The 25,828-nt window shown below is 67.5% G+C and carries 25 protein-coding genes; 13 read left to right on the top strand and 12 right to left on the bottom strand.

The window, feature by feature from the left end; genetic code table 11:
• Positions 1–3 precede the first annotated feature (3 nt).
• The 7 genes from BTO20_RS18605 to tkt all read right to left on the bottom strand — a co-directional run bounded on the left by BTO20_RS18605 (position 4) and on the right by tkt (position 8,416).
• Positions 4–378, bottom strand: coding sequence for an ATPase (locus BTO20_RS18605; protein ID WP_087082337.1), 375 nt, complete (start codon positions 376–378; stop codon positions 4–6).
• Positions 379–585: 207 nt separating this feature from the next.
• Positions 586–1,941 carry an FAD-dependent oxidoreductase gene (locus BTO20_RS18600; protein ID WP_087077763.1) on the bottom strand — a complete coding sequence of 452 codons (1,356 nt, stop codon included), beginning with the start codon at positions 1,939–1,941 and terminating at the stop codon, positions 586–588.
• Between the two features lie 86 nt (positions 1,942–2,027).
• A complete protein-coding gene (gene pgl, locus BTO20_RS18595) occupies positions 2,028–2,741 on the bottom strand; it encodes a 6-phosphogluconolactonase (RefSeq protein WP_087077762.1) in 714 nt (237 codons plus the stop codon).
• A complete protein-coding gene (gene opcA / locus BTO20_RS18590) occupies positions 2,734–3,645 on the bottom strand; it encodes a glucose-6-phosphate dehydrogenase assembly protein OpcA (RefSeq protein ID WP_087077761.1) in 912 nt (303 codons plus the stop codon). Before opcA ends, pgl begins: the two co-directional genes overlap by 8 nt.
• Positions 3,646–3,647: 2 nt before the next feature.
• Complete coding sequence (zwf, locus tag BTO20_RS18585; RefSeq protein ID WP_087077760.1) at positions 3,648–5,195, bottom strand: glucose-6-phosphate dehydrogenase; 1,548 nt, start codon at positions 5,193–5,195, stop codon at positions 3,648–3,650.
• Positions 5,192–6,310, bottom strand: coding sequence for a transaldolase (gene tal / locus BTO20_RS18580; RefSeq protein WP_198344539.1), 1,119 nt, complete (start codon positions 6,308–6,310; stop codon positions 5,192–5,194). The genes zwf and tal overlap by 4 nt, the downstream gene beginning before the upstream one ends.
• A gap of 12 nt (positions 6,311–6,322) precedes the next feature.
• Entirely contained in the window at positions 6,323–8,416 is a 2,094-nt protein-coding gene (tkt, locus tag BTO20_RS18575; protein WP_087077758.1) for a transketolase, read from the bottom strand.
• A gap of 234 nt (positions 8,417–8,650) precedes the next feature.
• On the opposite strand from tkt, the gene BTO20_RS18570 reads away from it, so the two are divergent.
• Together BTO20_RS18570 and BTO20_RS18565 are read left to right on the top strand one after the other, a co-directional pair.
• Entirely contained in the window at positions 8,651–9,583 is a 933-nt protein-coding gene (locus tag BTO20_RS18570; protein ID WP_087077757.1) for a heme o synthase, read from the top strand.
• Positions 9,584–9,592: 9 nt separating this feature from the next.
• Positions 9,593–10,528 (top strand): DUF1254 domain-containing protein, encoded by a 936-nt coding sequence (locus BTO20_RS18565; RefSeq protein WP_087077756.1) that lies wholly within the window; start codon positions 9,593–9,595, stop codon positions 10,526–10,528.
• A 92-nt stretch (positions 10,529–10,620) separates the two neighbouring features.
• On the opposite strand, the gene BTO20_RS18560 is transcribed toward BTO20_RS18565, so the two are convergent.
• On the bottom strand, positions 10,621–11,595 hold the full coding sequence (locus tag BTO20_RS18560; RefSeq protein WP_087082335.1) for a quinone oxidoreductase family protein: 975 nt from the start codon (positions 11,593–11,595) through the stop codon (positions 10,621–10,623).
• Positions 11,596–11,700: 105 nt separating this feature from the next.
• Between BTO20_RS18560 and BTO20_RS18555 the strand changes: the two genes are divergently transcribed.
• A complete protein-coding gene (locus tag BTO20_RS18555) occupies positions 11,701–12,669 on the top strand; it encodes an ATP-grasp domain-containing protein (RefSeq protein WP_087077755.1) in 969 nt (322 codons plus the stop codon).
• Here BTO20_RS18555 and BTO20_RS18550 read toward each other — a convergent pair.
• The 4 genes from BTO20_RS18550 to mptB all read right to left on the bottom strand — a co-directional run bounded on the left by BTO20_RS18550 (position 12,565) and on the right by mptB (position 17,088).
• Positions 12,565–13,548: a COX15/CtaA family protein gene (locus BTO20_RS18550; RefSeq protein ID WP_198344538.1), complete on the bottom strand. Its 984-nt coding sequence runs from the start codon at positions 13,546–13,548 to the stop codon at positions 12,565–12,567. The two genes, BTO20_RS18555 and BTO20_RS18550, sit on opposite strands and share 105 nt — an antisense overlap.
• 82 nt (positions 13,549–13,630) lie before the next feature.
• Entirely contained in the window at positions 13,631–14,410 is a 780-nt protein-coding gene (locus BTO20_RS18545; protein WP_087082333.1) for an ABC transporter permease, read from the bottom strand.
• 54 nt (positions 14,411–14,464) lie between these two features.
• Entirely contained in the window at positions 14,465–15,376 is a 912-nt protein-coding gene (locus tag BTO20_RS18540) for an ABC transporter ATP-binding protein (protein ID WP_408632205.1), read from the bottom strand.
• A gap of 35 nt (positions 15,377–15,411) precedes the next feature.
• On the bottom strand, positions 15,412–17,088 hold the full coding sequence (gene mptB / locus BTO20_RS18535) for a polyprenol phosphomannose-dependent alpha 1,6 mannosyltransferase MptB (RefSeq protein WP_198343981.1): 1,677 nt from the start codon (positions 17,086–17,088) through the stop codon (positions 15,412–15,414).
• A 189-nt stretch (positions 17,089–17,277) separates the two neighbouring features.
• Here mptB and BTO20_RS18530 point away from each other — a divergent pair, with 189 nt between their 5' ends.
• The 10 genes from BTO20_RS18530 (at position 17,278) to BTO20_RS18485 (ending at position 25,819) form a co-directional block, all read left to right on the top strand.
• Entirely contained in the window at positions 17,278–18,039 is a 762-nt protein-coding gene (locus BTO20_RS18530) for a helix-turn-helix transcriptional regulator (RefSeq protein ID WP_232491244.1), read from the top strand.
• Complete coding sequence (gene sufB, locus BTO20_RS18525; RefSeq protein ID WP_087077751.1) at positions 18,036–19,466, top strand: Fe-S cluster assembly protein SufB; 1,431 nt, start codon at positions 18,036–18,038, stop codon at positions 19,464–19,466. Before BTO20_RS18530 ends, sufB begins: the two co-directional genes overlap by 4 nt.
• 31 nt (positions 19,467–19,497) lie before the next feature.
• Positions 19,498–20,697, top strand: coding sequence for a Fe-S cluster assembly protein SufD (sufD, locus tag BTO20_RS18520; RefSeq protein ID WP_087077750.1), 1,200 nt, complete (start codon positions 19,498–19,500; stop codon positions 20,695–20,697).
• A complete protein-coding gene (gene sufC, locus BTO20_RS18515; protein WP_087077749.1) occupies positions 20,694–21,470 on the top strand; it encodes a Fe-S cluster assembly ATPase SufC in 777 nt (258 codons plus the stop codon). Before sufD ends, sufC begins: the two co-directional genes overlap by 4 nt.
• A 2-nt stretch (positions 21,471–21,472) precedes the next feature.
• Entirely contained in the window at positions 21,473–22,720 is a 1,248-nt protein-coding gene (locus tag BTO20_RS18510) for a cysteine desulfurase (protein ID WP_087077748.1), read from the top strand.
• A 2-nt stretch (positions 22,721–22,722) separates the two neighbouring features.
• Positions 22,723–23,175, top strand: coding sequence for a Fe-S cluster assembly sulfur transfer protein SufU (gene sufU / locus BTO20_RS18505; protein ID WP_198344537.1), 453 nt, complete (start codon positions 22,723–22,725; stop codon positions 23,173–23,175).
• Positions 23,172–23,513, top strand: a complete 342-nt coding sequence (locus BTO20_RS18500) for a metal-sulfur cluster assembly factor (RefSeq protein ID WP_087077746.1) — start codon at positions 23,172–23,174, stop codon at positions 23,511–23,513. The genes sufU and BTO20_RS18500 overlap by 4 nt, the downstream gene beginning before the upstream one ends.
• A gap of 28 nt (positions 23,514–23,541) precedes the next feature.
• On the top strand, positions 23,542–24,069 hold the full coding sequence (locus BTO20_RS18495; protein WP_087077745.1) for a hypothetical protein: 528 nt from the start codon (positions 23,542–23,544) through the stop codon (positions 24,067–24,069).
• A 92-nt stretch (positions 24,070–24,161) separates the two neighbouring features.
• Positions 24,162–24,860 carry a heme peroxidase gene (locus BTO20_RS18490; protein ID WP_087077744.1) on the top strand — a complete coding sequence of 233 codons (699 nt, stop codon included), beginning with the start codon at positions 24,162–24,164 and terminating at the stop codon, positions 24,858–24,860.
• A 59-nt stretch (positions 24,861–24,919) separates the two neighbouring features.
• Positions 24,920–25,819, top strand: coding sequence for a bifunctional helix-turn-helix transcriptional regulator/GNAT family N-acetyltransferase (locus tag BTO20_RS18485; protein WP_198343979.1), 900 nt, complete (start codon positions 24,920–24,922; stop codon positions 25,817–25,819).
• Positions 25,820–25,828 lie beyond the last annotated feature (9 nt).

The raw sequence follows: 25,828 nt of genomic DNA, 5'->3' as shown, positions 1-25,828 counted from the left end.
CCACTAGATTCCCGCCGTACGGCGCACCACGTCGACCACCCGGCGCACCGCATTCTCGGCCGTGGCCATCGGCGATGCGACCGCCTCGCCGATGTCCACGATGGCTTCGACGCGGTTCACGATGCCTTCGAGCCGCTCGACCATGGCGATCAGCCGCGGGGCCAGCTCATCGATGCTGGTGATGGTCCGATTGAACCGCTCGAGGGTGACATCCAAGTCGCCGATCGAGTTGTTGAGGCTGGTCACCGTGGTGTCGAGGTCGGTCAACAGGGCATCGATCTGATCGACCGTGGCGTCGGCGTTCAGCGCCGCCTGGGTGAGTGTCTTGATCCGCCGGCGCGGCGCGGGACGGGCCCGGCTGTCGCCTCTGTCTGCCATGACAGTCAGTATGGCCGGTGACGGAACCGAACCCGGCATCGGTGCGTCTGAACGGGTGTGACGAAATACTGTTCGTACCGCTGGCAACTGAGGTGTGAGCGCCCCGAGCGGGCCCCGTCCGATTACCTGGCGGGGTACCGGGAGGCGCTGGTGGACGCCGGTCATGGGCGACGGTGTGACGCCGAGGACACATGAGGCGCCGGGCAATTAGTCGCGGACCAGCGCGTCGCGCCCGGCGCGGATCATCTCCTCGCGCGCGACCACCTTGACGCGCTCGCGGCCCTGCACCTCGCCGAGGCTGATCTCGTGTGCGTCAAGGCGTTCCCACTCTGCCCAGGTGGTGTAGTCGACATCCTTGGCCGCTAGGTGCTCGAGGATCGCATCGGGGTCGGTGACCTCGGGAACACGCAGCCCGGGTAGATCGCTCAGCAAGCTGTTGACGGTCTCGGCGGCGTCGGACTTGGTGTGTCCGATGAGCCCGATCGGACCGCGCTTGATCCAGCCGGTCACATAGGTCGCGTCGATGAGGCCGCCGTCGATGTCGAGCACGCGGCCGGCGTCGTGCGGAATCACCCCGGCATGGTGGTCGAACGGCAGCCCCGCCAGATGCGACGACAGGTAGCCCACTGCGCGATACACGGCCTCGACGGGCCATTCGGTGAATTCGCCTGTGCCGCGGACGGTCCCGTCGCCGATGAGCTCGGTACGTTCCGTGCGCAGCCCTTCTACCCGGTCTTCACCCAGCACCGCGACCGGCGCCTGGCACAGGTGGATGTGAATGCGGTGCGGTGCGCCGGTCGGTTCCCGCTCCAGGTACTTCATCATGGTGTCGACGACGAGCTTGGTCGACTTGCTGGTGTTGATGGTCCGCTGGCTGGCCTCGTCGATCTCGAAACCCTCGGGATGCACGATGACGTCCACGTTCGGCGAGTGCGACAGTTCGCGAAATTCCATGGGGCTGAACTTGATCTGCGCGGGACCGCGCCGGGCGAACACGTGCACATCGGTCGCGGCGTTGGCGGCCAGACCCTGGTAGACGTTGCCGGCGATCTCGGTCGTGAGTTGTTCGTCGGCGGGCTTCGCGAGCATGCGGGCGACGTCGAGGGCGACGTTGCCCGCGCCCAGGACCGCGACATTCTTCGCGGTGAGCGGCCAGCTCCGCGGTACGTCGGGATGTCCGTCGTACCAGGACACGAAGTCTGCCGCGCCGTAGCTGCCCGGAAGTTCGATACCGGGGATGTCGAGGTCACGGTCGGCGCGTGCACCGGTGGAGAAGATCACCGCGTCGTAGTGACGGCGCAGGTCCGGCAGCGCAACGTCGGAGCCGTAGTGCACGTTGCCGATGAACCGGATCTCGTCGCGCGACAGCACCCTGCGCAGCGCCTTGATGATCTCCTTGATCCGCGGGTGATCGGGAGCGACGCCGTACCGGACCAGACCGTAAGGGGCTGGGAGACGGTCGAATACGTCGACGCGTGCGTGCCCGTACTCCTTGGTCAGGATGTCTGCGGCATAGATTCCCGCGGGACCTGCACCGATGACTGCTACCTGGATCGTCCTCATAACCGCCTCACGTATTAGGTGAGGCAAGCCTAAGTTATCACCGGGTACGCCGGGCAAGCCCTACGCGGGAGATCCGTGTCACAGGCTCAGGCGGGCAGCTTGGAGGCGGCCTGCTCGTCGAGCAGCCACACCGTGCGGTCACGGCCGATCGCCCCGGCGGCGGGCACGTCGACCGGGGCGGCCCCGCCCACCGCAGCGGCCACTGCTTCGGCCTTCTCGGCGCCGGCCACCACGAGCCAGACCTCACGCGCGCGGTGTATCGCCGGCAGCGTCAGCGTGATGCGCCGGGGCGGTGGCTTGGGGGAGTCGGTCACCGCGACCACCAGCCGCTCGGTTTCCCGCACCGCGGCGGTGTCGGGGAACAGCGAGTTGATGTGTCCCTCGCCCCCCATTCCGAGGAGATGCACGTCGAACTCCGCGGGCAGCACCTCGGCGTATGCCGCAGCGGCGTCGTCGATCGCATCGCCGAATTCACCGTCGCTGGTGGCCATCCGGTGCACATTGGCCGGCGGTATGTTGACGGACTCCAGCAGGGCGTCGTGTGCCTGCTGATCGTTGCGGTCGGCGTCGCCGGCCGGTACGAAGCGGTCGTCGCCCCAGAACAGCTGCACCTTGGACCAGTCGATCTCCGCCCCGGCGACGTGGCGCAGCATCGCGATCCCGACGGTGCCGCCGGTCAGCACGATGGACGCCTCGTCGCGGGCCGCGATGGCCGACGTGATCGCCCCGACCAGCCGGGCTCCTGCCGCAGCCGCCAATTGCTCTGCGTCGACGTAGGTTTCGATCACGCTCTCAGGCATATGTCACCTTCTCGATACCCTGCAGCGCTTCGAAATAGATCTCGTCGTCGTCGAGCCGGCGCATGTCCTCGGCAAGGCAATCACGAGTCTCCCTGCGGGCCAACGGAATCTGAGCGTCGGGCCGACCGGTGCGGGTCAGTGTCGCGGTGACACCCTCCTGCGGCCGGGTCAACGTGATGGTCTCACTGGCCCGGGTGAGCTCGACCTTCAGCTCACCGACGGCCCTGGTCACCGGACCGTCGATACGGCTGGCCAGCCACCCCGCCAGGACGTCAAGTGCCGGTTCGTCTTTCAGCCCGGACACCAGCGCCGACGTGATCGGTTCGTAGGGGCCCTGGTCCACTGCTGCGGTCAGCAGGGCCCGCCAGTACGTCACCCGGCTCCACGCCAGGTCGGTATCGCCGGTGCTGTAGCCGGCCAGCCTGCTCTTGATGCAGGCCAACGGATTCTCGCCGTTGGTGGCATCGGTGATTCGGCGAATGGCCAACTTGCCCAACGGATCCTTTGACGGAACCTTCGGAGCCAGATCCGGCCACCACGTCACCACTGGGGTGTCGGGCAGCAGGAACGGGGTCACCACGCTGCTGGCATGGTTGGCCAGCGGGCCGGACAACCGCAGCACCACCACCTCGTTGGCGCCCGCGTCACGACCAACCCGCAGCTGGGCATCCAGCCGAGCCTCGGTGGCCAGCCGGTCACCCGGAATGACCACGATGACGCGGCAGGGATGCTCGCGGCTCGCGGCATTGGCCGCCTCGATGGACTCTTCGAGCAGCGACTCGTTGTTGGGCGCGACGACCAGCGTCAACACCCGGCCCAGCGTGATGGCACCGCCCTCTTCGCGCAGCGCGACGATCTTCTTGTTGATGGCACCGGTGTTGGTGTCGGGCAGATCGAGAATCATAGTTAGGGCCGCCTCCATTCCCGGCCGGAGCGACGCAACATCTCGAACGCAGAGTCCGGGCCCCATGTCCCGGATTCGTACGGGTCGGGCTTACCGTGCGTGGCCCAGTACTCCAGCGCGGGATCGAGGATCTTCCACGACAATTCGACCTCGGCGTTGACCGGGAACAGCGACGGCTCACCGAGCAGCACGTCGAGGATCAGCCGCTCGTAGGCCTCCGGCGATTCCTCGGCGAATGCCGAACCGTAGGAGAAGTCCATGCTGACATCGCGCACTTCCATGATGTGGCCCGGAACCTTGGATCCGAACCGCAGCGTGATGCCTTCGTCGGGCTGCACGCGGATCACCAGTGCGTTCTGGCCGAGCTCATCGGTCATGCTGGCATCGAACGGCAGGTGCGGCGCACGCTTGAACACCAACGCGATCTCGGTGACCCTGCGGCCCAACCGCTTTCCGGTGCGCAGATAGAACGGCACACCGGCCCAGCGGCGGGTGTCCACCTCCAGGGTGATGGCCGCGAACGTCTCGGTCGTCGAGGTCTGGGAGAAGCCCTCCTCGTCGAGCAGGCCCACGACCTTCTCGCCGCCCTGCCAGCCACCGACGTATTGACCGCGCGAGGTGGTCTCGTCGAGCGGCTCGACCAGCTTGGTGGCCGAAAGCACCTTGATCTTCTCGGCCTGCAACTCGGCGGGGGAGAAGCTCACCGGCTCCTCCAGCGCCGTGAGCGCGAGCAGCTGCAGCAGATGGTTCTGGATCACGTCGCGGGCCGCGCCGACACCGTCGTAGTAGCCGCCGCGCCCACCGAGGCCGATGTCCTCGGCCATGGTGATCTGCACGCTGTCCACATAGTGCGAGTTCCACACCGGCTCGAACAGCTCGTTGGCGAAGCGCAGCGCCAGGATGTTCTGCACCGTCTCCTTGCCCAGGTAGTGGTCGATGCGGAACACCGACGACTCCGGGAAGACGCTGTTGACGACGCTGTTGAGCTCCTCGGCGCTCTTGAGGTCATGGCCGAACGGCTTCTCGATGACCACCCGGCTCCAGCTGCAGTCCGGCTTCTCGGCCAGCCCGCTGCGGGAGAGCTGTTCGCAGACCTGGGGGAACGCCTTGGGCGGGATCGACAGGTAGAACGCGTGATTGCCGCTGGTGCCGCGCTCCTCATCGAGCTTGTTGAGGGTGTCCTTGAGCCGATCGAAGGACGCGTCGTCGTCGAACGTGCCCTGGACGAACCGGAAACCCTCCGCCAGCCGGTCCCAGACCTCCTGGTGGAACGGGGTCCGGGCGTGCTGCCGCACCGCGTCGTAGACGATCTTGCTGAAGTCCTCGTCCGCCCAGTCGCGGCGGGCGAAGCCCACCAGGGCGAAGTTCGGCGGCAGCAGGCCGCGGTTGGCCAGGTCGTAGATCGCCGGCATCAGCTTCTTGCGGGCCAAGTCGCCGGTGACGCCGAAGATCACTACCGCACACGGCCCGGCGATCCTGGGCATGCGCTTGTCACGTTTGTCCCACAGCGGGTTGACCCAGTCTGCCGGACGCCTGTTGGTCTCGGTCATTTCTTCGCGGCGTCGAGCTGGCCCTGAGTTGCGTCGAGCAGTTCCTGCCACGACTTCTCGAACTTGTCCAGGCCCTCGTCTTCGAGAAGTTTGAACACATCGGGCAGATCGACGCCGATCGCTGCGAGCTTGTCGAAGGTCTCCTGCGAGGCCGCGGCCGTGCCGGAGATCGTGTCACCGGTCACGACACCGTGGTCGGCGACGGCCTCGATGGTCTTCTCCGGCATGGTGTTCACGGTGTTCGGGGCCACCAACTCGGTGACGTACAGCGTGTCGGAGTAGTCCGGGTTCTTCACGCCGGTCGACGCCCACAGCGGCCGCTGCACGCGTGCGCCGTCAGCCTTGAGCGCCGCATACCGGTCGCCGCCGAACACCTCTTCGTAGGCGGCGTAGGCCAGCCGGGCGTTGGCGACCCCGGCCTGGCCGCGCAGGGCCAGCGCCTCCTCGGAGCCGATCTTCTCCAGCCGGGCGTCGATCTCGGTGTCCACGCGGGATACGAAAAACGATGCGACGGAATGGATCTTGGACAGGTCGTGGCCGGCTTCGCGGGCCTTCTCCAGGCCTTCCAGGTAGGCGTCCATGACGGCCCGGTGACGCTCCACCGAGAAGATTAGCGTGACGTTCACCGAGATGCCCTCGGCGATCACGGCGGTGATGGCGGGCAGGCCGGCCAGCGTCGCCGGGATCTTGATCAGCACATTGGGCCGGTCGACGATCTTCCACAGCTCGATGGCCTGCAGGATCGTCTTGTCGGTCTCGTGCGCGAGCCGCGGGTCGACCTCGATGGACACCCGGCCGTCGATGCCGTCGGTGGCCTCGAAGGTCTTGGCCAGCACGTCGCACGCGTTGCGGACGTCGTCGGTGGTGACGGTACGGATGGTGGCATCGACGTCGGCGCCCCGCTCGGCGAGCTCCTTGACCTGCGCGTCGTAGGCCGTGCCCTTGGACAGAGCGGCCTGGAAGATCGACGGGTTCGTGGTGACGCCGACCACGCTGCGGGTGTTGATCAGGTCCGTGAGGTTCCCTGATTGCAGCCGCTCACGCGACAGGTCGTCGAGCCACACGGATACTCCCGCGGCACTCAGCGCCGCGAGATTCGGGTTCTGAGTCATGATTCGCTTCCTCTACTAGTTGTTCAGGGATCGTTCCGCCGCGGCGACCACAGCCTCTGGCGTGAAGCCGAACTCGCGGAACAGGGTCTTGTCGTCGGCCGATGCGCCGTAGTGCTCGATGGACACGATCTGCCCGGTGTCGCCGACCAGCTTGTGCCACGGCTGGGCGATACCCGCCTCGACCGCGACGCGCGCCGACACGCTCGGCGGCAGCACCGAGTCCTGGTAATCCTGCGGCTGCTTCTCGAACCACTCCACACACGGCATCGACACCACGGCGGCGACGATGTCCTTCTCGGCCAGCGCCTTCTGCGCCGCGACGGCCAGTTGCAGCTCCGAGCCGGTCGCGATGATGACGACGTCGGCGTCGTCGGCGGGCTTGCCGCCACCGAGCACGTAGCCACCACGGGCCACGCCTTCGGCGCTGGTTCCCTCCAGTACCGGGACACCCTGTCGGGTCAGGATCAATCCGACGGGGCCGGTGTTGGCCGTGCGCTCGAGCACGGTCTTCCACGCGTACGCGGTCTCATTCGGATCACCCGGGCGGACCACCGACAGGTTCGGGATGGACCGCAGGGCCGCCAGGTGCTCGATCGGCTGATGGGTCGGACCGTCCTCGCCGAGACCGATCGAATCGTGTGTCCACACGTAAATCGGGTCGATGTCCATCAGGGAAGCCAGCCGCACCGCGGGCCGCATGTAGTCCGAGAACTGCAGGAACGTCCCGCCGTACGCCCGGGTCGGGCCGTGCAGCACGATGCCGGACAGGATGGCGCCCATGGCGTGTTCGCGGATACCGAAGTGCAGGGTGCGGCCGTACCAGCTCATGGTCCAGTCGTGGGTCGACTGTGACGGCGGGCCAAAGGATTTGGCGCCCTTGATGGTGGTGTTGTTGCTGCCGGCGAGGTCCGCCGAACCACCCCACAGTTCGGGCAGCTTCGGCCCGACGGCGGCGAGCACCGCACCGGAGGCGGCGCGGGTGGCCACCGGCTTGGAGTCGGCCTCCCAGTGCGGCAGGTCGGCGTCCCAGCCCTCGGGCAGTTCGTGGGCCAGCAGGCGGTCGAGCAGCGCCTTGCGCTCCGGCTCCCGCTTGGCCCAGGCGTCGAACGAGATCTGCCAGTCCTCGTGGGCCTTCTTGCCGCGGGCGACCAGCTCGCGCGTGTGGGCGATGACGTCATCGCGCACCTCGAAGCTCTTGTCGGGGTCGAAGCCGAGCACCTTCTTGGTGGCCGCGACCTCGTCGGCGCCCAGCGCCGCGCCGTGCACGCCACCGGTGTTCATCTTGGTGGGTGCGGGGTAGCCGATGATGGTGCGCACCGCGATGAACGACGGCTTGTCGGTCACCTTCTTGGCTTCCGCGATGGCCGCCTCGATGCCGGCGACGTTCTCGCCGCCTTCGACTTCCTGGACATGCCAGCCGTAGGCCCGGTACCGCGCCGGGGTGTCCTCGGTCAGCGCGATCTGGGTGTCGTGCTCGATGGAGATCTTGTTGTCGTCCCAGAACACGATGAGGTTGCCCAGCTCTTGGGTGCCTGCCAGCGACGACGCTTCGCTGGTGACGCCCTCCTCGATGTCGCCGTCGGAGGCGATCACGTAGATGTAGTGGTCGAACGGGCTCTCACCGGGAGCGGTGTCGGGGTCGAACAGGCCACGCTCGTAGCGGGCGGCCATCGCCATGCCGACGGCCGACGCCAGGCCCTGGCCCAGCGGGCCCGTGGTGATCTCGACGCCCTTGGTGTGGCGGTACTCGGGGTGTCCGGGGGTCAGCGAACCCCACGTGCGCAGCGCCTCGATGTCGGCCAGCTCCAGGCCGAACCCGCCGAGGTACAGCTGGATGTACAGCGTGAGGCTGGAGTGCCCACACGACAGCACGAACCGGTCGCGGCCGATCCAGTGGGTGTCGCTGGGGTCGTGGCGCATCTGGCGCTGAAACAGCGAGTAGGCCAGCGGGGCCAGGCTCATGGCGGTGCCGGGGTGGCCGTTGCCGACCTTCTGCACCGCATCGGCGGCCAGTACGCGGACCGTATCGACGGCGGCCGAATCGAGGTCCGTCCAGTCGTCCGGATGGTTCGGGCGGGTGAGGGCGGAGATCTCTTCGACGGTGGTCACTACCTCGCTCCTAAGTTCCGATTGCATGTGCTGAGCTGTGCGCGGCCGGCCCGCAGCTCCATCCAACACCCTAGTGCCACCGGGTCATCGAGTGCGGTTGGTTGGGGCACGATTAGGCCGCCGTTCACCTCGGCCGGGTTCGCAAATCCGACCCTGCGGTGTCGGGCACTCAGCCATGCGGTCTACCATCGTCTGTAGTAGAAGTCGCGTGCAGTCACCCGAGGAGTTATTTGCGTGAGCATTCGCGAGCGCCGTTCCCTCGGTGGGGCGCCGAGCCGAATACGCAGCACTTTCCTGGCGTATGTGGCACTCACCAAGCCGCGTGTCATCGAGCTGTTGCTGGTGACGGCGATACCGGCCATGCTGCTGGCGCATCGCGGTGTCGTTGATCCGCTGCTGATCCTCAACACGCTGATCGGCGGCATGATGGCGGCGGCGGGTGCCAACACCCTCAACTGCGTGGCCGACGCCGACATCGACAAGGTCATGAAGCGCACCGCGCGCAGGCCGCTGGCCAAGGCGTCGGTGCCGACCCGGCACGCGCTGATCTTCGGGCTCGCCCTGACGGTCGCCTCGTTCGCATGGCTGTGGTGGACCACCAACCTGCTCTCGGGTGTGCTGGGCCTGGTGACCATCGCGTTCTACGTCTTCGTCTACACCCTGCTGCTCAAGCGGCGCACGTCGCAGAACGTGGTGTGGGGCGGGGCGGCGGGCTGCATGCCCGTGATGATCGGCTGGTCGGCGGTCACCGGAACCATCCAATGGCCCGCGCTGGTGATGTTCCTGGTCATCTTCTTCTGGACGCCGCCGCATACCTGGGCCCTGGCGATGCGCTACAAGGACGACTACAAGGCGGCCGGCGTGCCGATGCTGCCCGCGGTGGCCACCGAACGCCAGGTGACCAAGCAGATCCTGATCTACACGTGGCTCACCGTGCTGACCACGATGGTGCTCGCACTGGCCACCGGCTGGCTCTACGCGTCGGTCGCGCTGCTGGCAGGGGCATGGTTCCTGGTGATGGCCCACCAGCTGTACTCCGGCGTCAAGCGCGGCGAGCCGGTCAAGCCCTTGCGCCTGTTCCTGCAGTCCAACAACTACCTGGCCGTGGTGTTCTGCGCGCTCGCCGTGGACTCGGCACTGGCACTGCCGACGCTGTTCGGGCGGTAATCTGCGGGCGTGCTGGTCACCCCCGACAACTTCGCCCGCGCCGAATCCGACCTCTATTTCGCCAATATCGTCAAAGACGGCGGCTTCGCGGCGCTGCACCACATCCGTGAGTTGAGTCCGCTCGACAACCAACTGGTGATCCGGCAGAACCGGGACACCCTCTACTCGGCAGGGGTGTTCGATCTGGACGCCGGGCCGGTCACGGTGACCCTTCCCGACAGCGCCGGGCGCTTCATGGCCCTGCAGATCATCACCGAGGATCACTACGTTCCGACAGTCGTCTATGCGCCTGCGGAGCTCACCCTCACCCGGGCGGATATCGGCACCCGATATGTCGCAACAGCGATCCGGACCCTCGTCGACCCCAACGACCCGGCAGACGTCGAGGCGGTGCATGCGCTGCAGGACGCGATCTCGGTCAGCCAGGCCGCGCAGGGCAGCTTCGAAGTGCCGCAATGGGATCCGGTCAGCCAGAAGACGGTCCGCGACGCACTGATCACGTTGTCGACCACGCTTCCGGACAGCAAGGCGACCTTCGGGCCGCGGGACTCCGTCGACCCGGTGCGGCACCTGATCGGTTCGGCGTACGCCTGGGGCGGCAACCCGGAACGTGACGCGCTGTACCTACCGGTCTTCCCCGCCGCCAACGACGGCGCCACCGTGCACCGGCTCACCGTCGAAGATGTTCCGGTGGACGGGTTCTGGTCGGTGACCGTTTACAACAAGGACGGGTACTTCACACCGAATGCCCGGAACGCGTACTCGCTGAACAACATCACCGCGGCGAAGGGCTCCGACGGTGCGACCGTCATCCAGTTCGGCGGTGCCGACGCGGTGAACCTGCTGCCGATCACCGACGGCTGGAACTACATCGTGCGGCTCTACCGGCCCCGCCAGCAGATCCTCGACGGGTCATGGACGTTCCCGGTGGCCGAGCCCATTTAGCGGACTGGACTGTCCGCGAGTTCGACGAAAGCGTCGTAGCGCCCGCGGCGCAGCGACGTTTTCGTCGAACTCGGCGTCGCGCGTAGGCGACTCTAGGGCACCAGCACGATCGAGCCGACGGTCTTGCGGCCCTGCAGATCGGTGTGGGCCTGGGCGGCCTCGGCGAGCGGATAGCGTCCGCCCACGGTGATGTTGATGGTCCCGTCGGCGATCGCGTTGATCAGTTCCCCGGCCCGCCAGGAGAATTCGTCGGGTGTGCGGGTGTAGTGCGCCAGCGTCGGGCGGGTCAGGAACACCGAACCCGACGAGTTGAGGCGCTGCGGGTCGACCGGCGGGACCGGGCCACTGGCGGCGCCGAACAACGCCAGCGTCCCGCGCACGGCCAAACTGGCCAGGCTCGCGTCGAACGTCGACTTGCCCACCCCGTCGTAGACGGCGGCGACCCCGAGGCCGCCGGTGAGATCGCGGATCTTGTCGGCGAACTCTGCCGGGTCATCGGGGTAGTCGAGCACCTCGACGGCTCCGGCCTGCCGGGACAGCTCGGCTTTCTGCGGCGTGGATGCCGTGGTGATCACCCGGGTGCCGATGCTGGTGGCCCACTGCGTGAGGATCAGTCCCACGCCGCCTGCGCCGGCGTGCAGCAGCACGGTGTCCGACGGTTGCACCGGATAGGTCGACTTGATGAGGTAGTGCGCGGTCATGCCCTTGAGTAGTGCGGAAGCCACCGCGTCCGGCGCCACGCCGTCCGGCACGTAGGCGCTGAAATCGGCCGGGGCGACGCAATATTCGGCGTATGCCCCGGTCGCGTTGGCGGTCACCACCCGGTCGCCGACCGCCAGTGCCGCCACGTCGTCACCGACGGCGGCGACGGTGCCGCACACCTCGGTGCCGACGACGAACGGCAGCTCCCGCGGGTACAGCCCGGACCGGAAGTAGGTGTCGATGAAGTTCACGCCGATCGCTTCGGCCTTGATCAATATCTCGCCGGGCCCGGGGGTGGGCTCGGCCAGTTCGATGAAATTGAGGACCTCGGGTCCACCGGTCTCGGCGACTTCGATCGCGTGCATGGTGACCATCCTGCCAAGCCTCGGCCGTTCGCGTGTGCCGCAACACCCCGCCGGATCCCGTGACACTCTTGGTTTAGCCCGTCGCCACCGACCCTGGAGGATTGTGTGAAGCTCGCCCGCCCGGACATCTTCCATCCGCGCATCGTGTTCGCCGGTTGTCCGTCACTGCCCGACGGCGACGGCGACGACGCGGGTCTGGTCGCCGCGCTGCGCACGCGGGGCCTGCATGCGCGGTGGCTGTCCTGGGACGACCCTGCGACCCGGGATGCGGATCTGGTGGTGCTCAGGGCCACGTGGGACTACGCCGACCGGCTCGACGAATACCTGTCGTGGACCCGCTCGGTGCGCAACCTGATCAATGCGCCTGCGCTGGTCACCTGGAACGTCGACAAGCACTACCTGATCGACCTGGACAAGCTCGGTGTGCCGGTGGTGCCTACACAGCATTTCCCGGTCGGCCATGCCGTGACCGTTCCGGCCGGCGAGGTGGTGGTCAAACCTGCGGTCGGGGCGGGTTCACAAGGGGCGCAACGCTTCGTCGACGCCGACGCCGCCGTCGCACACGCCGCCCAGCTGCACGCACAGGGACGCGCCGTGCTGGTGCAGCCCTACGACGCGCGCATCGCCGACGGGGAGACCGCCCTGGTGTTCATCAACGGCGAGGAGTCCCATGCGTTCATCAAGGGACCGATCCTTCCGCCGGCGGGCAGCGCCCCGGAATTCGAGGAGACCGGAACCTATGCCACCGAAACCTTGTCACCGGCCGAGCCCGAGGATGCCATCTGGGAAGTCGGCCGGCTGGCCATTGCGGCCGTGACACGGATTTTCGACATCGCCGCGAGCGATCTGCTGTACGCCCGGGTGGACGTGATCGGCGGGGCCCGGGCGAGCGCAGCGACGGGGAATGGTCTCGACGATCCTCGGCTCTTGGAACTCGAGTTGGTCGAGCCGTCCCTGGGTTTCCGTCAGCTAAGCGCTGTCAACCGGGCTGACGCCGAACGTCGATTCGCGCTCGGGGTCGAATCGGCCCTCGAGCGGCTCGGCCTCGGTCCGCTCTCGCATCGACGCCCATAGTGCCGCCGTGGCGGCCGTGCAGGCCGCTGCGCCGGCAACGTGCACGGCGACCAGCGCGGCCGGCACGCCGGTGTAGAACTGCACGATCCCGACCAGTCCCTGCGCGCACACCAGGGCCAGCAGCACACCGAGCCGGACCATGATCGGCCGGGCCGCGTGCACCGCGGCGAGCGCGAACCCGAGCGCGATGATCATCGACAGGTAGGCGATCAGAAGCGACGAGTGGGCGTGCACCAGGGTGGTGATCTCCACCTGCAGGCGCGGCACCACACGGTCGAGGCTCTTGTCACCTGCGTGCGGACCTGCGCCGGTGACCAGCGTCCCGGTCACCAGGATCGCGGCGAGGATGACGGCGCTCAGCGCGGTCAACTGCCGCAAGGGTTTTGCCACGCGCACGGCGGGGGATCCGGCGTCGGGCTGGCCGACCTTCACGTACAGCAGCACCGACAGCCACACCATGGTCATCGAGGCCACCAGGTGGATGGCGACGGTCCACCACAGCAGGCCGGTCCGCACGGTGATGCCGCCGATGATGGCCTGGACCACCGTCGAGGCCGGCATCAGCCACGCGTAGATCAGCACCTCGCGGCGGCGCCGGGCCCGGGTGACGGCCAGCACGGCGGCTATCGCGGTGAACACCACCAGGAAAGTGATCATCCGGTTGCCGAATTCGACGGCCTGATGCACCACGGCGACCTCGGCGTGCGGTACCGGGGTGAAACTGCCGGGGAAGCACTGGGGCCATGTCGGGCAACCCAGACCCGAGGCGGTCACACGGACGATCGCGCCGGTCACCGCGATGCCGCCCTGGGTGAGGATCACCAGGAACGCGATGATGCGCTGGACCCGCAGGCTCGGTAGTGGCAGCAGATCGACCAGTCGCAGAAAAAGACGTCCGACGGTCACGGGCTGATCGTAGATGAACCGGAACTACAGCTCGTAGTAGGGGCCGCCCGGCGCATCAGGTGAATCGGAACCAGCGCATGGCGCACACGGCCGCGACGGCGCCCCACACCACCAGTACGAGGATGCCGAACCAGTCCACCGACAGCGACATCGCACGGGTCAGCGCCTCGGTGAGGGCACCCGACGGGGTGAGCCGCGCGGCCCACTGCAGGGCCGACGGCACCAGGCCGCCTTCCAGCGTCAGCGCGCCCAACCCGGCGAACACGAACCACAACAGGTTCGCCAACGCCAGCACGATCTCCGCCTTGAGCGTGCCGCCGAGCAGCAGTCCCAATGCCGCGAACCCGGCCGTGCCGAGCGCGATGATCACCGCGCCCAGCGCCAGACCCGCGACCGGCGGCCGCCAACCCAGTGCGACACCGATGGCACCCAACAGGATCGCCTGCAGGAAGACGACCGTGACCACGGCCAGCGCCTTGCCCGCGATGATGCCCCACACCGGCAGCGCCGTCGCGCCGAGTCGTTTGAGCGCGCCGTACCGGCGATCGAACGCCACGGCGATGGCCTGCCCGGTGAAGGCCGTGGAGATCACGGCCAGCGCCATGATCGGCGGGGTGAACGCCGCAGCGCGGTGGTCCCCGAACGACCCGAGCGGCAGCAGGGTCAGGCCGATCAGCAGTGTGATGGGGATGAACATGGTCAGTAGCAGCTGCTCGCCGTTGCGCAGCAGCAGCTTGAGCTCGAGCCCGTACTGCGCGGCCAGCATCTTCGGCACGCCGGCCGGCCGCGGATCGGGGGAGAACGTCCCGGGTTCGAAACGGTTGGTCGTGGTCATCTCGTTGTCCGTCATGTCGTCCGTATCGTCGTCAGTTCCTCGCGCGAGCGCTCGTCAGCCGCCCCGTAGCTCGCGGCCGGTGAGGTCCAGGAACACGTCCTCCAGGCTGCGTTGCTCCACCCGCATGTCGGTGGCCAGCACGTCGAGCCGGGCACACCACGCCGTCACGGTGGCCAGCACCTGCGGGTCGATAAAGCCCTCGACGAGGTATTCGCCCGGTGCGGTCTCGCTGGCCTTGTAGTTCTCCGGTAATGCGCCGACCAGCAGCGACAGATCGAGCTTGCGGGGCGCGCTGAACCGCAGCTGGTTTTCGGCGCCGGTGCGCATCAGTTCGGCGGGCGTGCCGGTGGCCACCGCCACGCCGTGGTCGATGATCACGATGCGGTCGGCGAGTTCCTCGGCCTCGGTCAGCTGATGCGTGGTCAACACCACTGTCACGCCGTCACGGCGCAGGGCATCGATCAACTCCCACACCACGATTCGCGCGTGCGCGTCCATGCCCGCGGTCGGCTCGTCGAGGAAGACCAGCTCGGGGCGCCCTACCACGGCGCATGCCAGCGCCAGCCGCTGCTGTTGCCCGCCGGAGAGCCGCCGGTAGGTGGTGCGGGCCGATTCGGTGAGGCCGAGGGTATCCATCAGCCAGGCCGGATCGAGTGGGTTGGCCGCGTACGACGCCACGAGGTCGAGCATCTCGCCGGCCCGCGCCGCCGGATATCCGCCGCCACCCTGCAGCATCACCCCGATCCGCTCACGCAGCCGCGCGTTGTCGCCGACGGGGTCCAGGCCCAGGATTTCGATGGTGCCGCCGTCGGGCCGGATGAAGCCCTCGCACATCTCGACGGTGGTGGTCTTGCCTGCCCCGTTGGGGCCGAGCAGGGCCAGCACCTCGGCCTTGTGTACTTCGAGGTCGAGGCCGGATACCGCTGTCGTCGTGCCGTACTGCTTGGTGACGCCGCGCAGCAGCACGGGTGTATCAGTCGGCGAAGCGTCGGAACGCGAGTTCACGGGGACTCAGCGTAGGCGTCGGAGGTGGTGGCCGGTGCCGCTGGTGGGCTGGTGGTGGTGTCGGGCAGCTTGCGCCAGGGCAACCGGCGCCAGGTCAGCCCGATCAGGATGAGGACGATCACCGTGCTCGCCAGCGTCGCCATCACGATCTGGAACAGCGCGAACCGGTCGCCGTTGGCGGTGGGCCCGAAGATACCGACGACCAGTGTGAGCACGATGGTGGCGCCGCGGAAGCCGGGGCGGGTGGCCCACGCGGCCAGCGGCACGATGGCCCACAGCAGGTACCACGGCTGCACCACCGGGAATAGCAGGACGGTCGCTCCGAGGGCGACGCCGAGGCCGCCGACCGGATGTAGCCGGCCACGCATGACTGCCAGGAGCAGCCAGGTGACGACGACGGCGATGATCGAGACGCCGATCGCGCGGGTCAACGCCAGGACGGCGGTGGTGTGGTCGCCGAGCCCGAGCAGGATGCCGACCTGGCCGGTGCCCAGGGCCAGCAGGGTCGGCGGCGACATCCAGCTGCGCACGACGTTCGCGGTGCCCAGGGTGAACAGCCAGCCGAACCCGAGCCCGCTGGCCCAGCCGATGATCGCCATCACCACCAGCGATACCGCGCCCAAGGAGAAGCTCGCGAGGAAGAACGCTTTGACGGTGCCGCCCCAGCGCCACGCCAGGGCCATCGCGACGAACCCGAGCGCCAGCAGCGACGGGAGTTTGACCTGCGAGGACATCGTGATGAGCACCGCGCCGAGGAGCAGCATCGCCATCGGTCGCCAGCGGACCCACTCGGCCGAACCGTGTGGCCAGGCCAACGGTCGCGGAAGCAGCGGGTGGCTCGAATCGATCCCCCGCAGCGCGAACTCGGTGCCGGCGAGCATGAGGCCCAGCATCAGCGCCTCGTTGTGGATGCCCGCGACCAGGTGCATGAACAGCAGTGGGTTACACGGCCCCAGCCACAGCGCACTGACTTCGGCGACGCCGCAGCGGTGCGCGAGCCGTGGGGTGGCCCACACGATGAGGCCGACGCCGAAGAGCACGACCAGGCGGTGACACAGCACGGCCGCGACGATGTTCTCGCCGGTCACTCCCGAGATGGTCTGACCGATCCACAGGAAAAGCGGACCGTAGGGGGCCGGCGTCTCGCGCCACAGGCTGGGGACGGACAGGGTGAAGACGTGGTCGAGACCGAGGCCGGTGGCCGGGCCCACGCGGTACGGGTCGAGCCCGAGCAGCGCGATCTCGCTCTGGGCCAGGTAGGAGTAGACGTCCTTGCTGTACATCGGTGGGGCGATCAGCAGCGGCAGCGCCCACAGCAGCAGCGTGCGGTCGAGCTGGCTGCGGGACATGCGGCGGGGGCCCAGCGCGAACCGGCCCAGCATCAGCCACGCGAGCGCCATCATGACCGCACCGGTGGTGGTCATGGTCAGCGACACCGTCTGGATCCGGGACGGCAGGTTGAGCAGCCGTACCCCAAACGTCGGATCCTGCACCACCGGGCGAGCGCCTGCGCCCAGCGCCCCGATGGCCATCAGCACGGTGCCGGTGGCGCCGAAGAGCCTGGTCCGGCGCAGCGCGACGACCTCGGCGTCGTTCAGTGGGGAGCCGACCGCACGTTCGTCGCCGTGCCACCGGGCGATCGACGAGCTGAAGGACGACAGGCGGCTGGCCATCAGAGCAGAGTAACCGCCAGGATCGAGTGGTCCGGGTCGGCGAGGGCGCGCGCGAGTGGCCCAGGTCACGTAAGGCCACCCTTGCTAGAACCTGTCGCCGAATTCCGTCACAATGGTGTTGTGAAAATCCGCTCGGACGGTACGCGCAAGGCTGGGGTCGGTACGCCGACCCCTGTCGGCGTTGCCGGCGTGCCGGCTTCAGCTGGTTTTGCCGGCTCGCCGGCGGCCGCTGGCGACGTCGTGCCCGCCTCTGACGGACAAACCCGCCGGGCCATCATCCAGTTGCTGCTCGAGGGTCCCATCACCGCGGGCCAGATCGGCGACCGGCTCGGCATCTCGGCCGCGGGGGTGCGCCGCCATCTCGACGCCCTCATCGACGCAGGCGATGCACAGGCCAGTGCTGCGGCGCCCTGGCAGCACAACGGCCGCGGCCGGCCGGCCAAGCGTTACCGGCTGACGTCGGCCGGGCGGGCCAAGCTCGGGCACACCTACGACGATCTGGCGGTGGCGGCCATCCGACAGCTGCGCGAGATCGGCGGCAAGGATGCGGTCCGGACGTTCGCCCGCAGGCGCATCGACACCATCCTGGCCGGGGTCACCGCTGGCTCCGGTGATGTGGCCGAAACCGCCGACCGCGTCGCGGCGGCGATGACCAAGGCCGGCTACGCGACCACGACCAATCCGGTCAGCGGGCCCGTGCGCGGTGTGCAGATCTGCCAACACCACTGCCCGGTGTCGCACGTCGCCGAGGAATTCCCCGAACTGTGCGAGACGGAGCGCGAGGCGTTCGCCGAAATCCTGGGAACCCATGTCCAGCGGCTGGCCACCATCGTCAACGGTGACTGCGCCTGCACCACCCACGTTCCACTCGACACCGACAATTCGTCCGATGTTCGGAGCGCGGCCCACGCCCGAACCGCCATCACCAACAACCAAGGAGCGTCGACATGACCATCACGCCCGATACGCCACTGACCCAGGAAGAGGCCATCGCGTCACTGGGGAAGTACGGCTACGGCTGGTCGGATTCCGATGCCGCGGGCGCCAGTGCGCAACGCGGCCTGTCCGAGGCCGTCGTGCGTGACATCTCGGGCAAGAAGAACGAGCCGGAATGGATGCTGGAGAGCCGGCTGAAGGCGCTGCGCACGTTCGACAAGAAGCCGATGCCGCACTGGGGTTCCAACCTCGAGGGCATCGACTTCGACAACATCAAGTACTTCGTGCGGTCCACCGAGAAGCAGGCCGCGTCCTGGGAGGAACTGCCCGAGGACATCCGCAACACCTACGACCGCCTCGGCATCCCCGAGGCGGAGAAGCAGCGGCTGGTTGCCGGTGTGGCGGCCCAGTACGAGTCCGAGGTGGTGTACCACCAGATCCGCGAAGACCTTGAGGCGCAAGGCGTCATCTTCCTGGATACCGACTCGGGCCTGCGCGAGCATCCGGAGATCTTCAAGCAGTACTTCGGCACCGTGATCCCGGCCGGCGACAACAAGTTCTCCGCGCTGAACACCGCGGTGTGGTCGGGCGGGTCGTTCATCTACGTGCCGCCGGGCGTGCACGTCGACATCCCGCTGCAGGCGTACTTCCGGATCAACACCGAGAACATGGGCCAGTTCGAGCGGACGCTGATCATCGCCGACGAGGGCTCCTACGTGCACTACGTCGAGGGTTGCACCGCGCCGATCTACAAGTCGGATTCGCTGCACTCGGCGGTCGTCGAGATCGTGGTGAAGCCCGGCGCACGGGTTCGGTACACCACCATCCAGAACTGGTCGAACAACGTCTACAACCTGGTCACCAAGCGGGCCCGGGCCGAAGCAGGCGCCACCATGGAGTGGATCGACGGCAACATCGGCTCCAAGGTCACCATGAAGTACCCGGCGGTGTGGATGACCGGCGAGCACGCCAAGGGCGAGGTGCTCTCGGTGGCGTTCGCGGGCGAGGGGCAGCACCAGGACACCGGTGCCAAGATGCTGCACCTGGCGCCCAACACGTCGTCCAACATCGTGTCCAAGTCGGTGGCCCGCGGCGGTGGCCGCGCCTCCTACCGGGGCCTGGTCCAGGTGAACAAGGGTGCGCACGGATCGCGCTCCAGCGTGAAATGTGATGCGCTGCTGGTCGATACGATCAGCCGCTCGGACACCTACCCGTACGTCGACATCCGCGAGGACGACGTGACGATGGGCCACGAGGCCACGGTGTCCAAGGTCAGCGAGGATCAGCTGTTCTACCTGATGAGCCGCGGCATGACCGAGGACGAGGCAATGGCAATGGTGGTGCGCGGCTTCGTCGAGCCGATCGCCAAGGAACTGCCGATGGAATACGCACTTGAGCTCAACCGGCTCATCGAGCTGCAAATGGAAGGCGCGGTCGGCTAGTGGGGCGAGCGAAGCGACGGGGAGATATCTAGTGGCAGGGCTTACGGAAGCTGTTGAAGGCACCAAAACCGGTTCGGCGTTGGCCGGCGCCAACAAGGGCGAGATTTTCACGTCCTTCGACGTCAACGCGTTCGAGGTGCCGCACGGCCGCGACGAGATCTGGCGCTTCACGCCGCTGAAGCGGTTGCGTGGCCTGCACAACGGGTCCGCCCCGGTGACCGGCAGCGCGCTGATCGAGGTGTCCGAGCGTCCCGGCGTCACCGTCGAGACCGTCGAGCGCGGCGACGAGCGACTCGGTCAGGGTGGGGTGCCCGCGGACCGGGTTGCGGCCCAGGCGTTCTCGTCATTCGGCCACGCCACGATCGTCACGGTGGGGCGCAACACCCAGGTCGCAGAGCCCATCGAGATCACCGTCAACGGGCCCGGTGAGGGCTCGACGGCCTATGGCCACCTGCAGGTGCGGGTGCACGAACTCGCCGAGGCGGTCGTTGTCCTCGACCACCGTGGCGGCGGAACCTACGCCGACAACGTCGAATTCGTCGTCGGCGACGCAGCACAGCTGAAGGTCGTGTCCATCGCCGACTGGGACGACGACACCGTCCACGTGAGCACGCATCACGCGACGCTGGGCAAGGATTCGGTGCTGCGGCATTTCGCGGTCACCCTCGGTGGCGACGTCGCACGGCTCACCGGTCGGGTCCGGTTCACCGCTCCGGGCGGCGATGCCGAACTGCTTGGCCTGTACTTCGCCGACGACGGTCAGCACTTCGAGTCGCGGCTGCTGGTCGACCACGCCCAGCCCAACTGCCGGTCGCATGTGACGTACAAGGGTGCGCTGCAAGGGGATCCGCAGTCGAACAAGCCCGACACCCACACCGTGTGGATCGGTGACGTGCTGATTCGGGCCGAGGCAACCGGCACCGACACCTATGAGGTGAACCGGAACCTGGTGCTCACCGACGGCGCGCGCGCCGACTCGGTGCCCAACCTGGAGATCGAGACCGGCGAGATCATCGGTGCCGGGCACGCCAGTGCCACCGGACGATTCGACGATGAGCAGCTGTTCTACCTGCAGGCCCGCGGTATCCCCGAAGACCAGGCCCGCCGCCTGGTGGTGCGCGGATTCTTCGGTGAGCTGATCCAGAAGATCTCCGTCCCCGCGGTCCGAGAGCGCCTCACCGCGGCCATCGAACACGAACTTGAGCTAACTGAAGGAATCACCCACGCATGAGCACTCTGGAAATCAAGGACCTCCACGTCAGCGTCGCTGCTAAGGACGGCGCCGAAGACGGCGGCGCGATCCCCATCCTCAAGGGCGTCGATCTCACCGTGAAGTCGGGGGAGACGCACGCGGTGATGGGCCCCAACGGCTCGGGTAAGTCGACGCTGTCCTACGCCATCGCGGGCCACCCGAAGTATGTCGTGACGTCCGGTTCGATCACCCTCGACGGGCAGGACGTGCTCGAGATGAGCATCGACGAAAGGGCCCGCGCGGGACTGTTTTTGGCCATGCAGTACCCGGTCGAGGTGCCCGGCGTATCCATGTCGAACTTCCTGCGCACCGCCGCGACGGCGGTCCGCGGCGAGGCGCCGAAGCTGCGGCACTGGGTCAAGGAAGTCAAGGCCGCGATGAGCGACCTGGAGATCGACCCGGCGTTCGGTGAGCGCAGCGTCAACGAGGGCTTCTCCGGTGGAGAGAAGAAGCGGCACGAGATCCTGCAGCTGAGCCTGCTCAAGCCGAAGATCGCGATCCTCGACGAGACCGACTCGGGTCTCGACGTCGATGCGCTGCGGGTCGTCAGCGAGGGCGTCAACCGCTACGCCGAGGAGACCCACGGCGGCATCCTGCTCATCACGCACTACACCCGCATCCTGCGCTACATCCAGCCGCAGTTCGTGCACGTGTTCGTCGGTGGACGCATCGTGGAGTCCGGTGGGCCCGAGCTGGCCGACGAACTCGAAGAGAACGGATACGTGCGCTTCACCCAAGCCGTCGGAGCCTGACCATGACTACCGCCTCGGTCGACTTGGACGTCACCCGGATCCGTGCGGATTTCCCGATCCTTTCTCGGGTGATGCGCGGCGGGAATCAGTTGGCCTACCTGGATTCCGGGGCGACCTCGCAGAAGCCGTTGCAGGTGCTCGACGCCGAACGGGACTTCCTGATCACCTCCAACGGGGCGGTGCACCGTGGTGCGCACCAGTTGATGGAAGAGTCGACCGACGCCTACGAGCAGGGCCGCGCCGACATCGCGGCATTTGTCGGCGCTGAGCCCGATGAGCTGGTGTTCACGAAGAACGCCACCGAATCGCTCAACCTGGTGGCGTATGTGCTGGGGGACAAGCGCTTCGACCGTGCTGTCGGTCCGGGCGACGTGATCGTCACAACCGAACTGGAACATCACGCCAACCTGATTCCGTGGCAGGAACTGGCGCAGCGCACCGGGGCGACCCTGAAGTGGTACTCGGTCACCGACGACGGCCGCATCGACCTGGATTCGCTCGACCTCGACGAGCGCGTGAAAGTGGTGGCGTTCAGCCATCATTCGAACGTGACGGGCGCTATCGCCCCGGTGGCCGAGCTGGTGTCACGGGCCAAGGCGGTCGGGGCGCTGACGGTTCTCGACGCCTGCCAGTCGGCGCCGCACCAGCCCGTCGACTTCCACGCGCTCGATGTCGACTTCGCCGCGTTCTCCGGGCACAAGATGCTGGGGCCCACCGGAATCGGTGTGCTCTACGGCCGGTCGGAACTGCTGAACGCGATGCCGCCCTTCATCACCGGCGGTTCGATGATCGAGACCGTCACGATGGAGAAGACCACCTACGCGCCTGCGCCGCAGCGGTTCGAGGCCGGCACGCCGATGACCTCGCAGGTCGTCGGATTGGCTGCTGCCGCACGGTATCTGACCGCCATCGGGATGCCCGCGGTCGAGGCGCACGAAGCCGAACTGGTGGCCGCCGCGCTCGAAGGGCTTGCCGGGTTGCCGAACATCCGCGTGGTCGGGCCGACGACCATGCAGCACCGTGGGTCGCCGGTGAGCTTCGTCGTCGACGGAATCCACGCCCACGATGTCGGGCAGTTCCTCGACGACGACGGCGTGGCCGTGCGCGTCGGGCATCACTGCGCCTGGCCCCTGCACCGCCGCTTCGGCATCGCCGCGACCGCACGCGCGTCGTTCGCGGTGTACAACACGCTCGACGAGGTCGACCGGCTGGTGGCCGGGGTGAAACGCGCTGTGGAGTTCTTCTCGTGAGAATGGAACAGATGTACCAGGACGTCATCCTGGACCACTACAAGCATCCGCACCACCGTGGGCTGCGGGAGCCGTTCGCGGCCGAGGTGCATCACGTCAACCCGACGTGCGGGGACGAGGTGACCCTGCGGGTGTCCCTGTCCGACGACGGTGACACCATCGCCGACATCTCGTATGACGGGCAGGGCTGCTCCATCAGCCAGGCGTCCACTTCGGTGCTCACCGACCAGGTGATCGGGCAGAGCGTCGGGGACGCCCTCGATACCGTCGCCGCGTTCACCGAGATGATTTCCTCCCGCGGCAACGTCGAGGGGGACGAAGATGTGATCGGTGACGGCATCGCGTTCGCCGGGGTCGCCAAGTACCCGGCGCGCGTGAAATGCGCGTTGCTGGGTTGGACAGCTTTCAAGGCCGCGCTTGCCGAGGCCAACGATTCGCACAGGGAGACGGCATGACCGAGACCACCAATGAGGCATTCCTCGCCGACCTCGAAGAGGCCATGCGCGACGTGGTCGACCCGGAGCTGGGGATCAACGTCGTCGACCTCGGTCTGGTGTACGGCCTGAACGTCGAACAGGCAGACACCGGAACCGTCGCGCTGATCGACATGACCCTGACATCGGCAGCGTGCCCGCTGACCGACGTGATCGAGGACCAGTCGCGGACCGCGCTCGTCGGTGCCGGGCTGGTCGACGAGCTCCGCATCAACTGGGTGTGGAACCCGCCGTGGGGCCCCGACAAGATCACCGACGACGGTCGCGAACAGCTGCGCGCGCTCGGTTTCACCGTCTAGCCGCTCTCCTCCCCGTCACAATGACGGTGTGCTGACGGTCCCGGCCTTCGTGTGGCGAGGTGGCTTCTTCTACCGCGCGGTGATCATCGGGGGCGCTGTCGGCGTGTGCCTGGCGGTGCTGGCCCTGTTGGACTCCGGGTTCTGGGTGGCAGGCGTCGCGGTGTTCGTGATCATGGGCGTCTTCTACGGGATATGGATGCCGCGGCGGATGGCCAGGTACTGGCCTGCCGCCAAGCAGCTCAATGGCGACGACCGGGTCGCGGTGGTGACGGCGGCCCGCAACGGTGACCGGATCGACGATCCCCGACTGGTTCCCGCGTTGGTCGACTATCACCGCGGTATGCACGCCGCGGCGGCTGACGCACGGCCGCTGAGGTGGCTGTTCCCGGTGGTTCTGGTCGTCGCGGCCGCGACCGCAGCCTGGGACGCGGTGTTCGGTTCGTGGGGCAACGCCGTGGCCTCGGTGATCTATCTCGTGGCCTTGCTGGTCGAAATGTTCTGGTGGCCGAAGCACCGCGAACAACTACTTGCCAATGTCGACCAGGCCTGTGGATAACTTCCGATTCCGTTCTGTTTTTGTCGGCTGTCCTCGTTAGCTTTCGGCCAGACGGGACCGATGGCGGGCCCGCAGGTTCGGAAGGCACCGATATGAGTACTGACGTTGAGCGGTTACGGGCTGCATGCGAACGCGATCTCGGCGATCCGGCCGACTGGCCGGGTCCGTTCGGATACCCAGATGCCTTGGCGCTGTGCATCATTGACGCGATCTACGTGACCGGAGCGCGGCACCTGACAGTCGAGAAAGTGGTCGAGCGATACCGCGGCTACCGAGCGGCCCAAGGTGGTGACGCCGATACCGACGGCGCGCCGGAACTCCTCGCGAATGTCGAGGAGCTCGGTGGTCCGGTGCAGTGGGCGGCGGAGATCGGCAATCGCCGTCCCACGTCGACGGTGAAGGGTGCGCCGCTGCGGTCGGCGGCGCTCATCGAAGTTGCCCAGGCTCTCGTCGGGCTCGGGATCCGCACCACCGCGGACCTCCGTCGGGTCACCGAGGACAGTGAACGCTACGCCCAAGCGAAGGCGGCGTGGTGTGCGGTGCCGGGGCAGCGGTCAGGTTTCACCTGGCGGTACCTCGTGCTGCTCGCTCAACAGCCCGAGGTCGCTGCGGATCCGTCGGTCGCCGGCTACGTGGACCGCGAACTCGGCGCGGCGGATCCCGCGGGCGTGGCCCGGCTGCTGCGGGACGTGTCCGAGAGCGCAGGCTGGGACGCTGCGGCACTGCACCACGCGATCTGGCGGTTCGAATCGGCACGTCGGGACCAGCGCGAGCTGCCGTCCACTGCATGAGCTGCTCATCCTGACGAAAGTTCTTCGCGCTCGGCATTTATCTGACTAAGGTCAGAGATATGTCCGCGGAGATGGTCGCGCAGGTCCGTAGATTCAACCGGGTCGTCACCCGCAGCGCGGGCGTGCTCAACGAGAACTTCCTGGCCAGCGGTCGGTCCCTCGGCCAAGACCGGCTGCTGTGGGAGATCGGCACCGACGGAAGCGACGTGAGGGATCTGCGGGAGCGGCTCGGGCTGGATTCGGGATACCTGAGCCGGCTCCTGCGGGCACTGCAGCGGGAGGGTCTTGTGGCCGTCGCACCCAGTGACGCCGACGGGCGCGTGCGCACCGCGCAACTCACCGCGGCCGGACGCCGCGAGCTCGACACGCTCAACGAGCGCTCCGACGATGCGGCGGCCGGCGTGCTGCGTACGCTGACCGACAGCCAGCAGGACCGGCTGGTGACGGCGATGGCCCAGGTCGAGCGGCTGCTCACGGTATCGGCGGTGCGAGTGGAGGCATGCGACCCACGCCATCCCGACGCCCGGTACTGCCTGGCCACCTACTACGCCGAACTGGCGCAGCGGTTCACCGGCGGCTACGACCCGGCGGTCAGTCCGGTCGCCGACGACGAGATGACGGCGCCCGCGGGGATGCTGCTCGTCGCATCCCTGCACGGGCGGCCGGTGGGCTGCGGTGCGGTGATCTGGTATCCGGGCGGCGTTGCGCTGGTCAAGCGGATGTGGGTCGCCCCAGCTGTGCGCGACCTCGGCCTCGGCAGGCGCATCCTGAGCGAACTCGAGGCCCGCGCACGCGCTCACGGGGACCGGCTGATGCGGCTGGAGACCAAGACTGAGCTGGCCGAAGCCCTTCGGATGTACCGCAGCTGCGGATATCGGGAGGTCGAACCGTTCAACGACGAGGTGTATGCCGATCACTGGTTCGAGAAGTCGTTACCGAGCGAGACTCGCGGTGAATAAAACGGAATC

The organism is Mycobacterium dioxanotrophicus, from assembly GCF_002157835.1.
GTDB lineage: Bacteria > Actinomycetota > Actinomycetes > Mycobacteriales > Mycobacteriaceae > Mycobacterium > Mycobacterium dioxanotrophicus.
The sequence above is the reverse complement of the archived record's forward strand: the minus strand, read 5'-3'. Positions and strand labels throughout refer to the sequence as shown.